The organism is Rhodoferax sp. RT4P68, assembly GCF_056521305.1.
This window is the reverse complement of record NZ_JBWMBB010000006.1, coordinates 148,310-161,491: the sequence shown is the minus strand read 5'-3', so window position 1 is coordinate 161,491 and position 13,182 is coordinate 148,310. Positions and strand designations below refer to the sequence as shown.

Here is a 13,182-nt window from a genome sequence, read left to right as displayed (position 1 = left end):
GAGGCCAGATCCGGCGCCGCGGCAAAGGCCGCATCGGTGGCCGGAGATGCGCCAGGAGATGCGCCAGGAGATGCGCCTGGAGGTGTGCCCGGAGATGTAGCCGCTGACGTGCCTGCAGACATGGCCGCTACGGGCGCCGCACCCGGGCTCGCGCCCGCAGCCACGCCAGCTGCCTTCGTGGGGTTGAAAACGCCGGTGTGGGGGCGGAGCGCTGAGGAAAATCGCATGGCGGGCATCTTGAAACCGCGACCGCGCCTGCGTCTGTGCGCTAGCGAACACGCACGCCGCAGCGCGCGCTCAGCGTTGGTGCCCCAGGCGCGCCTGCAAGGTTTGCACCTGCGCCTCCAACGCATCGATGCGCAGCAGCTGGTCGAGCAGCAGGCCGGCGGTGAACAGGTCCAGATCGAAGTCGCGGCGCAGCCGGCCAGCCTTGCGCAGCGGCATCACGTATGCGGCGCTGAAGACCCACACCGGCCCGTCGCGCTCCACCGGTTGGACGACACCGTCGTCCACCAGCTCCTGCAGCTCGGCCGCATGCACGGCGCAGGCCTCGGCCAGTTCAGGCAAGGTCAGCACCTCGCCGACGTCGAGCCAGATGAGTTCAGACACTGCGTGCATGGGAGGGCTCCTGTGACGGGGCTGCGCGCGGATCGAAGCGCGAGGCCGCAGCCAGTTCGGTGAAGAGTTGATGCTCACGTTCGGACAGCGTGGCGGGCACGTCGATCCGCACGGTGGCGTACAGGTCGCCGCGCCCGCCCCGGCCATCGGCCAGGCCACGCCCGCGCAGGCGCAGCCGCCCGCCGCCCCGCGTGCCGGGCGGCACGGTCAGCAGCACCGGCTCGTCCAGCGTCGGCACCTCGATGTCCGCGCCCAGAGCGGCCTCCCAGGGCGAGAGCGCCAGCACGAAGTGCAGGTCATGGCCGTCGGGCCGAAACACGGGATGCGGCGCCAGCGTGAGGTGCAGGTAGATGTCGCCATCGGGCCCGCCGTGGCGCCCTCGGCCGCCCTTGCCGCGCAGCCGCAGCTTCTGGCCCTCGCGCACACCGGGCGGGATCGTCACCTCCAGCGTGCGCCGTCCCTGCGCATCGGCCAGGTCCAGGTGCATGCTGGTGCCACGGTGGGCATCCAGCAGGCTGATGCGGGCGCTGGTTTCGTGGTCCTGCCCGCGCATGGGCACTGGCGCGTGGGCCTGGCCCTGTCCACGCCGCATGGCGGCGAGAAGATCGGCCAGATCCATCTCGTCGAATCCCGCCTCCTGTGCGCCGTGCTCCTGGCGCCACGGCGGCGGCGGCGCGAACTCCTCGCCCGCGGTGCGCTGGCCCAGTGCGTCGTAGGCGGCGCGCTTCTCCGTGTCCTTCAGCGTGGCATAGGCTTCGGCCACCTCTTTGAACTTGGCCTCTGCGTCGGGCGCTTTCGACATGTCCGGGTGGTGGTGCCGCGCGAGCTTGCGGTAGGCCTTCTTGATCTGGTCGAGGTCGGCGTCCCGCGCGATGCCCAGTGCGGCGTAATAGTCCTTGAACTTCATGGCGTGGTGCTGGCTGGGGCCGATGCCACGGGGCAGGTGGTTTCGTCCAACCGATGGGTTTTATCGGCTCAAGCTTGGGCGCCCTAGGCAGCCACGTCTGTACGGTGGCGGACAGACTGCCGCGACAGGCGTGTCAGACTGGCACAACCTATGCCACAAACAACCCCCGCGCACCATCCACCGGGCGACGACGCGATGCCCGCCACCACGCTGTCGCCGCAACTGCTGCGGCGAATGGACGCCTACTGGCGTGCCACCAACTATCTGTCCGTCGGCCAGATCTACCTGTACGACAACCCGCTGCTGCAGCGCCCGTTGGCGCTGGACGATGTCAAGCGCATGCTGCTCGGCCACTGGGGCACCACGCCGGGGCAGAACTTCATCTACGTGCACCTGAACCGGGTGATTGGCAAGTACGACCTGGACATGGTCTATGTCTCCGGACCGGGCCATGGCGGGCCGGCCGTGGTCGCCAACACCTACCTGGAGGGTAGCTACAGCGAGGTCTACCCCGACATCGGGCAGGACACCGAAGGGCTGCGCCAGCTGTTCCGGCAGTTCTCGTTCCCGGGCGGCATTCCGAGCCACGCATCGCCCGAATGCCCGGGCTCCATCCACGAAGGCGGCGAGCTGGGCTATTCGCTCAGCCACGCCTTTGGCGCCGTGTTCGACAACCCCTCGCTGATCGTCGCCTGCGTGGTGGGCGACGGCGAGGCCGAAACCGGGCCGCTGGCCACCGCCTGGCATTCCAACAAGTTCCTGGACCCCGTCACCGACGGCGCGGTGCTGCCCATCCTGCACCTGAACGGCTACAAGATCGCCAACCCCAGCCTGCTGGCCCGCATCGGCCGCGACGAGCTCGAACAATTGCTGCGCGGCTACGGCTGGTCGCCGATCTTCGTCGAGGGCCACGACCCCATGCTGATGCACGAGGCCATGGCCTCGGCGCTGGACAGCGCCATCGAACAGATCCAGGACCACCAGCAAGAAGCACGCGAGCATGGCCGCAGCGGCCGGCCCCGCTGGCCGATGATCGTGCTGGCATCGCCCAAGGGCTGGACCGGCCCCGCCGTGGTGGACGGCCAGCCCATGGAGGGCACGGCCCGCTCGCACCAGGTGCCGCTGTCCGCACTGGCCAGCCAGCCCCAGCATTTCGCAGCGCTGGAGCAATGGCTGCTGAGCTACCGGCCGGCCGAGCTGTTCGACGCCCAGGGCCGGCTGCTGCCGGAGCTGGCCGCCCTCGCGCCCCAGGGCCCGCGCCGCATGGGCGCCAACCCGCACGCCAACGGCGGCCGGTTGCTGCGCCCGCTGAGCCTGCCCGACTACCGCGACTACGCGGTCGACGTGCCGCACCCCGGCGTGCGCGGCATCGGTGACACGCGCGAGCTGGGCAAGTTCATACGCGACGTGACCGTGCGCAACGAGGACCAGCGCAACTTCCGCATGTTCGGGCCGGACGAGACGCTCTCCAACGGCCTGGGGGCGATGTTCGAGGTCACCTCGCGGCAATGGAACGCCGAGACGCTGCCGACCGACGCCTCGCTGGCGCCCACCGGCCGGGTCATGGAAATGCTCAGCGAGCACCAGTGCCAGGGCTGGCTGGAAGGCTATCTGCTGACCGGCCGCCACGGCGTCTTCAACTGCTACGAGGCCTTCGTGCACATCGTCGACTCGATGTTCAACCAGCACGCCAAGTGGCTCAAGGTGACGCGCACGATCCCGTGGCGCGCGCCGATCGCCTCGCTCAACTACCTGCTGGCCTCGCACGTCTGGCGGCAGGACCACAACGGCTTCACGCACCAGGACCCGGGCTTCATCGACGTGGTGCTGAACAAGACGCCCGAGATCGTGCGCGTGTACCTGCCGCCCGATGCCAACTGCCTGCTCTCCGTCATGGACCACTGCCTGCGCAGCCGCCACTACGTCAACGTGGTGGTGGCCGGCAAGCACCCGGCGCCGCAGTGGCTGACGATGGATGCGGCGGTGCTGCACTGCGCCGCCGGCATCGGCACCTGGGAATGGGCCGGCAACGAAGGCGCCAACGACTCGGATGGCCCCGACCTGGTGATGGCCTGCAGCGGCGACGTGCCCACGCTGGAGACCATGGCGGCCGTGGCCCTGCTGCGCGAACACCTGCCGGCCATCCGCGTGCGGGTGGTCAACGTGGTCGACCTGCTGAAGCTGCAGTCGCCAGACGCACACCCCCACGGCCTGGAAGATGCCGCCTTCGATGCGCTGTTCACGCGCGACAAGCCGGTCATCTTCGCCTTCCACGCCTACCCGCGGCTGATCCACCAGCTCACCTACCGGCGCACCAACCACCGCAACATCCACGTGCATGGCTACCAGGAGGAAGGCACCATCACCACGCCGTTCGACATGACGGTGCTGAACCGGCTGGACCGCTTCCACCTGGCCATGGCCGCGCTGGACCGGCTGCCGCAGACCGGGGCTGCGGGCCTGCGCCTGCGCCAGCAGCTGGCGGACAAGCTCGTAGCGCACAAGGTCTTCATCGACCGGCACGGGCACGACATGCCGGAGATTCAGGACTGGACCTGGGGCGCGTCGGCGCTTTGACATCCCGTCCGTCTGCCTGCACGGCCGCGTGCAGACGGTGGTCTGGCCTGAATGCCGTGTTCCTTGACGTCGGGGGGTTCGACGTCAGTGGCGAAAGCTCGCGGCCACGCCGGTGCGGCAGGGCATGCGCCGGGCCGGCAGCACATGGACTTCGCCGCCCATCCTCTCCACCAGCGCGCCCAGGTCGTCCAGCACGTCGTCCACGCGCGGACGGCCAAGATCCGCCGCATCGATGCGGCCGGTGCTGACGTCGATGCGGCCGGGCAACTGGCGCTCTGCCTCGATCAGCAGACTGGCCACACGCCCGCCCGCTGCCGCGTGGGCCACGTCGTCCAGGTTCGCGCTGCCCAGCCCCTTGGCGTTCGCCACGCCATACGCATCCGCCCAGGCCACCTGCCGGGCTTCGTGCTGGGGCTGTGCGACCTGCCACGCGCGTTCGCACAAGACCTCTGCCGAGAGCTCTTCCGGGTTGCACATCACGCCCGCCGGCATCAGCCATGGGTTCTGGCTGACCAGGCGGAACAGGTGGTGGTGCTCCGGCAAGGCCGCCAACATCAGTGGCAGGCCGCTGGGGCGGGAGTGGTGTTCCAGCACGGCGCGGTCCACGGCACGAAAGAAGCGCGCGACATCCTTGTCGATCTCTTCGGGGTTGCCACCCTGACCGTGCTGCGGGGCCATGTGGCCGCGGCCGATGCCGCCATGCGAGGACACCGTAGCCTGCGGGCCGGCGCGCTGTTCGCCCAGGGCGTCGGTCATCGTGGCCGGCACGCCAGGCGCCAGTGCCATGGGGTCGAGCGCATGCCGGTCCCCTTCGAACAACTGCACCCGGCCCAGGCTCAGGCCCAGCACCTGGTAGCGCGCCGCCGACTGCACCAGCAGCCGCAGGGGCTTGGTGTGGAAACTGTCGGCCACCACTGCCAGCGCGGCCACCGGGCGCTGCAGCACGAACACACGGAACAGGCCCGGTGCGCCCAGCACGGCCAGGCCGTCCAGGGTGTGGTTCCAGAATTCCCGGTCCTGCGCCAGCGCCTCGAACGGAGCCAGCAACGCGCGGGCAGCGTCGGCCGTGTGCTGCTGTCGCAGCGAGGTCTCCAGGGCCACCAGCAGATCGCGAAAGCGGATCGGGTCCTCACCGTTGCCCGGATGCTGCCGATGGGTCGGCTGGTAGAGGGACAAACAGGGCTGGCCCTGGAACGACGCCAGTTCGGCGAGGCGCCCCTGGGTCAGCGGATCGGGTGTGTGCAGGGTCTTCAATGCGTACCTTCGGAGTGAGCTCGTGCTGGCCGGCACACCTTAGGCGCGGGGCGCTGGCAGGTCTGTGCGCTGGCGCACCCCCATGGCGGCTTGCAGCCGCCTGACATGTGCAAGCAAAGTCTGCCTTTCTGTACGGTGGCGAACAGTGAACGCCGCGCCAAGTCGCTAATGTTCGCCTACCGCGGCAGACAGCCCGCCGATCACGCACTTGCAGCGCGCGCAAGACGGGCGAAGGCCATTCCACTGACACCCACCCACATCGATCGCCGGATGAACACCAAGCTCGTTGGCAGCATGGACGCCATGACCCGCTCGCGCCTGCGCATCGTGCGGTGGAACGCCCCGCTGGCAGACGCGGCGGCGCTGCTGTGCAGCACGCAGATCAGCCTGCTGGTGGTCTGCGACCGGTCGGAGACCATGGTCGGCGTCGTCACCAAGACGAACATCGTGCAGCAGCTCGGATGCGGCGAGGAATGGGTCAGAACCCGCCTGGCATCGGATCTGATGGTGCGCGATGTCGTTTGGTGCCAACGCGCCGACAGCCTGCCCGCCCTGCTGATGCGGATGGCAGAGCGCGGCCTCGTGCACGCTCCCGTACTCGACGACGACCGCAAACCGGTGGGCGTGGTCAACGCGCGCGACGCGCTGCGGGCGCTGCTGGCCGACGGGCAGCACGGGGAAACACTGCTGCGCGACTACGTCATGGGGGCCGGGTACCGCTGAATCACTTCATGCCGGCCCGCTGTTGGTCTTGTGGCACCACCAACTCCGACAGCGCCTCGACGCCGATGGGTGGCAGCGTCAGCCAGGGCACCGTGAACAGGCGCCTGGCCAGGCCGCCGGCCATTCTTTGCAGCTGCTTGCGCTCGCCGGCCAGGCGCGCCGCCAGCAGTGGGTCGCGCGTGCCGGCCGCCAGCACACTCTTGTTGAGCACCCAGGCATAGGGCTCGATGCTGGCGCGGCGCAGGTCGTCCTGCAGCGCGGCGGCCTGGGACACCGGCGTCACCTCCGGCAGCGTCACCAGAATGATCCGCGTGTACGCCGGGTCCTGCAGCCGCATCAGGGGCGTGACCACGCGGCCGGCGCCGTGGCCTTCGAACTCGCGCAGCATCTGCCGGTGGTAGGCGCCGGTGGCGTCCATCAGCAGCAGCGAATGGCCGGTGGGGGCGGTGTCCAGCACCACGAAGGCGCTGCGGCCCTCGCCCACGATGCGCGAGAACGCGTGGAACACGGCGACTTCTTCGGTGCACGGGGAGCGCAGGTCCTCCAGCAGCAGGGCCTGCTCCTGCGCATCCAGCCCCGGTGCCTTGGCCGCCATGATCTTGTCGATGTAGCGCTGCGTCTCGGCCTTGGGGTCAATGCGGTCCACCCGCAGGCCGGGCACCTCGCCCTGCAGCGTCACGGCCAGGTGCGCGGCCGGGTCGGTGGTGCTCAGGTGCACGGTCTTGCCGCGTTGCACCAGCCCCAAGGCCAGCGCGGCCGCCACGGTGGTCTTGCCCACGCCCCCCTTGCCCATGACCATGATCAGCCCATGCCCAGCTGCGGCCAGCTCGTCGGCCAGGGCAGCGAGACCTGGCAGGTCGCCATCGTGCTCGACGACCGCGAGCGTGGCTGCCTTGCCGGACGCGACGCCACCGGCCAGCAATGCGCGCAGCGCAGGCAAGCCCACGGTGTCGAACGCCCGCAGGGGGATCTGGTCCTGCGGCAAGGCGCGCAAGACCGGCGGCATCTCGTCCAGCGCCTGCTGGCCCAGGGCGGCGATGGCCATCGCCACGGCATCCGTGCGCTCGCTCGCATGAAAGACACCGTTGACCGCCAGACGCTGGTTGCGAAGGCCCAGCGCACGCAGTTCGTCGGACGTGCGCGCCGCTTCGGCCATCGCGCCCTTGTCGGGCCGCGTCACGAGGACGACCGTGGTCAGGGCCGGATCGCTCAGCGCGGCCAGTGCGGCCTTGAAGCGTTCCTCCTGCATCTTCAGGCCCGAATGCGGGCCCAGGCAGGAGGCGCCCCGGTCGTTGCCGGCCAGGAACCCGCTCCATGCCTGGGGCAGGCTGAGCAGGCGCAAGGTGTGGCCCGTGGGCGCCGTGTCGAAGACGATGTGGTCGAAGTGTTCGCTGTCGCCCGACAGCAGCGAGGCGAACTCGTCGAACGACGCGATCTCGGTGGTGCACGCGCCCGACAGTTGCTCGCGCACGGTGGACAGTTCGGCATCGCTGGCGCCGGCGCCCATCTGCGCCACCACGCGCTGCCGGTAGGACTCGGCCGCCGTGTCCGGATCGATGTTCAACACCGACAGGCCGGGGGCGCCCGGCACCGGCGTGGGCGTGTTGCGCAGTTCGATGCCCAGCATTTCATCGAGATTCGACGCTGCATCGGTGCTGACCAGCAGCACCTTGCTGCCGGCGTCGGCCAGCGTCAGCGCGGTGGCAGTGGACAGCGAGGTCTTGCCGACGCCGCCCTTGCCGGTGAAGAACAAATGGCGTGTGGGGTGGCGCAAGAGCCCGAGCTGGCTGGGCTCCACGGCGGCTTGTGCGTCATCGGGTCCGGGCACTGTGGTGTTCATGTCGACTACTTCCATGTGGAGACCAACGCTGCAAGCAATGGGGCTCGCGCAAGACAGGCCAGTGCTCCATCCTCGCCCAATACGCAGATGCGGCCGTGACTTGGATCAAGCCAAGAGACTTCGGCATCGACATTGGCGTGCTCGCAGGCATCGCCAGCAGCACCGGCCTGCACACTGGGCGCCTGAAGATTGGACGGCCTGGTGCAAGCGCAGTGTGGCGCGCCCAAAGGCCGGAGATTCGTGGTGAGATGTGCCGGCATGCCCCCATCGTTCCATGAAGACGCACCCATGACCGAGAAAGCTCACAGCCACGACCACAGCCACGCACCGGCCAACTTCGACCGCGCCTTCGGCATCGGCATCGCGCTGAACATCGCCTTCGTCGCGGTCGAGGCCTTCTATGGCTGGAAGATCGACTCGCTGGCCCTGCTGGCCGATGCCGGCCACAACCTCAGCGACGTGTTCGGCCTGGTGCTGGCCTGGGGCGGCGCGCTGGCCGGGCGCCTGCGCCCCGATGCCCGCCACACCTATGGCTGGAAGCGCGCCAGCATCCTGGCCGCCTTCCTCAATGCCCTGCTGCTGCTGGTGGCCATGGGCTCGCTGGTCTGGGAGGCGGCGCACCGGTTGCAGACACCACAGGCGGTCGAGGGCGTCACCATCATGGTGGTGGCCGGCATCGGCATCGTGGTCAACACCGCCACGGCGCTGCTGTTCATGCGGGGTCGGGCGGGCGACCTCAACATCCGCGGCGCCTTCCTGCACATGGCGGCGGACGCGCTGGTCTCTGCCGGCGTGGTGGTGGTCGGCGGCCTGGCGCTGTGGTTCGGCTGGACCTGGCTCGACCCTGTCGTCAGCCTGCTGATTGCCGCCGTCATCGTGGTCGGCACCTGGAGCTTGTTCAAGCAGTCGCTGCACCTGCTGTTCGACGGCGTACCGGACGGCGTGGACCTGCACGCGGTGCAGGCCCTGCTGGAGTCGCTGCCCGGTGTCGAGCGGGTGCACGACCTGCATGTGTGGGCGATGGGCACCTCACAGATCGCGATGACGGCGCATCTGGTGATGCCGCATGGCGACGCAGACGACGCGTTTCTGCAGCATGCCACTGCGCAGTTGCACGACCGGTTCGAGATCGAGCACGTGACGATCCAGATCGTGCGGGTGCCCTTCACAGCGCCCTGCGCCACGCTGGCGCCAGCGGGGGTGTCGATGACGGCTGCCGCACCACCCTCCCCGGCGCACCCCCACGTTCACTGATTGACGGGGCGACGTTGCCAAGCATCGACCAGGTGTGCGCCGGCCAGGGGCTCAATGGAACGCATACGCCAGCGAACTCGTGGTCGCACGAAAGTACAACTGGAGGCCCTGTGGCAGGTCCCAGCCCACTTCGGCGTCCAGCGGCACGCGCATGCCATCGCGCAGCGCGTAGTTCCAGAATCGCCCTTGCCAGGGTGCGGTGGTGACGACTCCGTCCACCACGCGCTCTCGCGCATCGGCGCGCACGGTGTCGATCAAGCCGTCATCCTGAAAATGGAACTGCAGCGTCAGCGTGATGTCCCCATCCGTCAAGGTGGCGCGCGCGGCGTGCGCATCGACGGCCTGCCAGCGCACGCCCTGGCTGGGCAGCAGGGCAGTGGGGTACCACACGGCCTCAGCGAACCAGCGCATCAGCTCACCGCGTGCCAACTGCGGCGTACCTTGCAGATCGGCCACTGAGAACAGCCCCAGCACGGCAGCGTGCAGCCGCCCTGCCCCCGCCACATAGGCGTCGTGCACGTGGACCGGCAAGCCGGGCAGCATCCGCACGCGCGCATCCCAGACAAAGCCGGGACGCCGCACGACCACGCGCTGGGTGGCGGCAAAGGGCTTCCACCGCGCTGCGGTCGCGCTCATGTTGAACTGGCCCTGGTGCGCCAGCGTCACGGCAGCGACCATGGGCTGGCCCTCGGTCAGCACCGCGCGGAAATACCGCTGCACGGGTGCGGGCAGGCCCTGCAACTCGTGCATGCCGAACACCGGCAGCACGGCGGTGGACCGGGCCGATTGCAGCGTCGTGTGCAGCGTGTCGGTGGCCGCCGCCCAGCGCGACTTGCCGTAGCGGATGCCGCCCGCCACTGCCCCAGCCGCGAGCAGGGCCGCCGCCATCACCACAGGCGCACTCATTTCGGCTCGGCCTGCAGCGCAACCACCCGTGGCGCTGCATTCGGCGAACGCTGCACCCAGGCCGCAAAGTGGCGCATGGCGTGGTAGACGACCAGGCTGCGCAGCGCGATCCAGGCTGAGCGCAACGGCCCCGGTGTTGGCAGCCGCACGCGCTCGCAGCGCTGCTGTATCAGGTGTTCGATCTGCTCGCGCAGGCGCGTGGCGAAGGCCACGTCGCGCACCACGACGTTGGCCTCCAGATTCAGGCCCAGGCTGGTCGGGTCGAGGTTGCTCGATCCGACGGTGGCCCAGCGGTCGTCGACGACTGCCACCTTGGCATGCAGCGGGCGTTCTTCGTAAAGGTAGACGCGCACACCGGCACGCATCAGGTAGCCATACAGCAGTTCCGACGCATGTTGCGCCCAGGCCTGGTCGGGCCGGCCCTGCAGCACCAGATCGACCTGCACGCCGCGCTGGGCCGCGCGGCGCAGATCGCGCAGCAGGCGGTAGCCGGGAAAGAAGTACGCGTTGGCAATCAGCACGCGGTGCCGCGCCGTGCGCACGGCAGCGCGGTAGTGGCGCTCGATGTCGGTGCGCTGGCTGCAGTTGTCGCGCGTCACGAAGGCGGCGCGTGCGCCCGGCGTGGCGGCTGCGGTGTCCGCCTCGTCGTGCAGGCCGAGGTCGCGGTCGTGCGCACGCCGCTGGCGCCAGCGCTGCAGCCACTGACGTCGCGCCGGTTGCGGCGAGGCCAGGCTGGCGCGGCAGAACGCGTGGATCTGGCCGACCAGCGGGCCCTCGATCTCGACGGCGTAGTCCTGCTTGCCGAGCGGGCCGAAGTCGGCCAGGTGGTCCGCAGAGAAATTGATGCCGCCCACGAACGCGCACCGGCCATCCACCACCACCAGCTTGCGGTGCATGCGGTGCAGCATGTTGATGCGGGCACCGAACAGGCGCTGCGCCGGCTCGAAACTGCGCAACTGGACGCCCGCCTCGCGCAGCGGCTGCAGAAACGACGGCGGCAGGTCGGGCGAGCCCCAGCCGTCGAGCAGCACGTTGACATTGGCGCCGCGGCCAGCGGCGAGCAGCAGCGCCTGCTGCAGTGCGCGCCCCACCTTGTCGTCGAAGACGATGAAGGTTTCAAGCAGCACCTCGTGCCGGGCCGCGCCGATGGCCTCGAACACGCGCGGGTAAAAGCCCTCGCCGTTTTCGAGCAAGGTGATGCGGTTGCCAGGTACCCAGTGCGAGTTCATGGTGACTTGGTCCCACCTTCACGACCTGGCGCAACCGCTGCAAGCCAGCGCTGCGCAATCTGCTCCGGCGAGACCGGCTGCGCCGCGTCGACCACGATGGCGCGCACGGATTCCGGGTGGGTGACCGGCTCGTCCACCCCCGCCAACCGATCGAGCACGGCGGCGTCTGCCTCCGACGGGTCAGACCGGGTGGCCTGGCGCCGTTCGATCCGGGAGCGCAGCAACGCCAGCGCGCCCTGGCAGTCCAGGATCGTGAACGGCACTGCGGTGGATGCAGCCAGTGCGGCGAACGCATCACGCTCGGCCCGCAACAGGAAGGCGGCGTCGACGACGACCGGCCATCCCGCCGACAGCGCGCGCCGCGCGGTGTGCAGCAGCCGCGCATACGTGCGCACGGTGGACGTGTGGGCATAGATGCCGCCCGGCACACGCCCCGCCGACGATTCGAGGGCGCCCAACCCGAACAGGCGCTTGCGCTCGACATCGGAGCGCACACAGATCGCGCCGACCGCCTCCACCACAGCCTGAGCGACGAAGCTTTTGCCCGAACCCGGCAGCCCGTGCGTGATGGCCAGGCGCGCATCGGCCCCGCGCGACAAGGCCACCGCCAACGCCAGGTAGTGCGCGGCGCTGCAACCGCTGGTGGGCGCCCCCCCTTGCCGGCCGGCCAGCGCCGCCACGTGGGCTCGCACCAGCGCACGGCACACCAGGTGGTAGCGCAGCGCGGGCAGGCCCTCGTCGTCGCCGCTGGTGGTCAGGTACGCATTGATGAAGCGAAACGCCAGGTCGCGCCGCCCGTGCGCCAGCAGGTCCATCGCCAGAAAGGCCATGTCGTCGAGCACGTCGATCCAGCGCATCTCCGCGTCGAACTCGATGCCGTCGAAGGCCGTCGCGCGGCCCTCGAGCTGCAGCACGTTGGACAGGTGCAGGTCACCGTGGCATTCACGCACGCGGCCCGCGCGCTGGCGCGCAAGCCACAGCGGCGCCAAGGCGTCTTGCTGCTGCGCCAGCCACGTCCGCAGGGCCGGCCAGCCGAGTGCGAGAGCCGGCGTCGACGTTGCCACCTGCGACGACTCGATCCCATCGATCAGCCCCTGCACCACGCGCTGGTGGACGGCAGCCAGCCCGAACGTGCTGCCCGCCGGCGCCACGGCAGCCGCCCGGTGAAACGCCTCCAGCGTCTGCGCCATGGCGTCGACGTGCTGCGCCGCCAGCGTGCCGTTGGCCAGCATGTCGCTCCACAGCGCGCCGTCGGGAAAGCGGCGCATGCGCACGGCGACATCCAGCACCTGCCCGTCGCCACCGAGCACCGGGCCTTGCGGGCCCTCGCGAATGTCCACCACATCCAGATACAAGGCGGGTGCCAAGCGCCGGTTCAGGCGCAGTTCTTCCTCGCAATCGTGGCGGCGCGCGGCCAGCGTGGAGAAGTCGAGAAACGGCAGCCGCACCGGCTTCTTCAACTTGTAGGCGAGTGACGGCGTGAGCAGCACCCAGGAGATGTGGGTCTCGACCAACTGCACCGCCGCACCCTGGGACCTTTCGAGCGACGCCCGCCATGCCGCCACACGCTCGCGCCCTTGGGCGAGGGCGTCCACAGCCGCTGGCCCGGTCACTGGATCGCCGGCGACGCCTGCGCGGTGATGGGCGCGCAGCGGCAGGACCCTGTGGGGCCCTGGGCCTGGCTGTCGATGTCCATCTGCAGGCGCTGGTCCAACACCGGCGTCAAGCCGGCTGCCTGACGTCTCTCGGCCATCCACACCACGGCGCCGAACAGGCACTCGTCCATCGAACGCCCAGCCAGGTACGCACGTACCAGCGTGGCTGCACTGTGACTGGAAATGCTCATAGGAACTCGCATCTCGTGAGGGAAGCAC

The 13,182-nt window shown here is 69.6% G+C and carries 11 protein-coding genes; 3 read left to right on the top strand and 8 right to left on the bottom strand.

Translation table 11 applies throughout. The features are described from left to right. Window positions 1-297: 297 nt before the first annotated feature. Together AC099J_RS15030 and AC099J_RS15025 are read right to left on the bottom strand one after the other, a co-directional pair. Window positions 298-618: a chaperone modulator CbpM gene (locus AC099J_RS15030; protein ID WP_479616081.1), complete on the bottom strand. Its 321-nt coding sequence runs from the start codon at window positions 616-618 to the stop codon at window positions 298-300. Then, a complete protein-coding gene (locus AC099J_RS15025) occupies window positions 602-1,525 on the bottom strand; it encodes a DnaJ C-terminal domain-containing protein (protein WP_479616080.1) in 924 nt (307 codons plus the stop codon). The genes AC099J_RS15030 and AC099J_RS15025 overlap by 17 nt, the downstream gene beginning before the upstream one ends. A 150-nt stretch (window positions 1,526-1,675) precedes the next feature. Here AC099J_RS15025 and AC099J_RS15020 point away from each other — a divergent pair, with 150 nt between their 5' ends. Then, the gene (locus tag AC099J_RS15020) at window positions 1,676-4,102 is read left to right on the top strand and encodes a phosphoketolase family protein (protein WP_479616079.1); all 2,427 of its coding nucleotides are present in this window, start codon (window positions 1,676-1,678) and stop codon (window positions 4,100-4,102) included. 84 nt (window positions 4,103-4,186) lie between these two features. Here AC099J_RS15020 and AC099J_RS15015 read toward each other — a convergent pair whose 3' ends face one another. Next, a complete protein-coding gene (locus AC099J_RS15015) occupies window positions 4,187-5,356 on the bottom strand; it encodes a baeRF3 domain-containing protein (RefSeq protein WP_479616078.1) in 1,170 nt (389 codons plus the stop codon). Window positions 5,357-5,461: 105 nt separating this feature from the next. Here AC099J_RS15015 and AC099J_RS15010 point away from each other — a divergent pair, with 105 nt between their 5' ends. Further along, a complete protein-coding gene (locus AC099J_RS15010) occupies window positions 5,462-6,079 on the top strand; it encodes a CBS domain-containing protein (RefSeq protein ID WP_479616077.1) in 618 nt (205 codons plus the stop codon). Between the two features lies 1 nt (window position 6,080). On the opposite strand, the gene arsA is transcribed toward AC099J_RS15010, so the two are convergent. Beyond that, on the bottom strand, window positions 6,081-7,919 hold the full coding sequence (gene arsA / locus AC099J_RS15005) for an arsenical pump-driving ATPase (protein WP_479616076.1): 1,839 nt from the start codon (window positions 7,917-7,919) through the stop codon (window positions 6,081-6,083). Window positions 7,920-8,207: 288 nt separating this feature from the next. On the opposite strand from arsA, the gene AC099J_RS15000 reads away from it, so the two are divergent. After that, the gene (locus AC099J_RS15000; protein WP_479616075.1) at window positions 8,208-9,173 is read left to right on the top strand and encodes a cation diffusion facilitator family transporter; all 966 of its coding nucleotides are present in this window, start codon (window positions 8,208-8,210) and stop codon (window positions 9,171-9,173) included. Window positions 9,174-9,224: 51 nt separating this feature from the next. Here AC099J_RS15000 and AC099J_RS14995 read toward each other — a convergent pair whose 3' ends face one another. The 4 genes from AC099J_RS14995 to AC099J_RS14980 are packed head-to-tail and all read right to left on the bottom strand — an operon-like array spanning window position 9,225 to window position 13,154. Further along, the gene (locus tag AC099J_RS14995; RefSeq protein WP_479616074.1) at window positions 9,225-10,079 is read right to left on the bottom strand and encodes a DUF6920 family protein; all 855 of its coding nucleotides are present in this window, start codon (window positions 10,077-10,079) and stop codon (window positions 9,225-9,227) included. Then, a complete protein-coding gene (clsB, locus tag AC099J_RS14990) occupies window positions 10,076-11,308 on the bottom strand; it encodes a cardiolipin synthase ClsB (protein ID WP_479616073.1) in 1,233 nt (410 codons plus the stop codon). The genes AC099J_RS14995 and clsB overlap by 4 nt, the downstream gene beginning before the upstream one ends. Then, on the bottom strand, window positions 11,305-12,903 hold the full coding sequence (locus tag AC099J_RS14985) for a bifunctional aminoglycoside phosphotransferase/ATP-binding protein (RefSeq protein WP_479616072.1): 1,599 nt from the start codon (window positions 12,901-12,903) through the stop codon (window positions 11,305-11,307). Before AC099J_RS14985 ends, clsB begins: the two co-directional genes overlap by 4 nt. A 14-nt stretch (window positions 12,904-12,917) precedes the next feature. Beyond that, window positions 12,918-13,154 carry a hypothetical protein gene (locus tag AC099J_RS14980; protein ID WP_479616071.1) on the bottom strand — a complete coding sequence of 79 codons (237 nt, stop codon included), beginning with the start codon at window positions 13,152-13,154 and terminating at the stop codon, window positions 12,918-12,920. Window positions 13,155-13,182 lie beyond the last annotated feature (28 nt).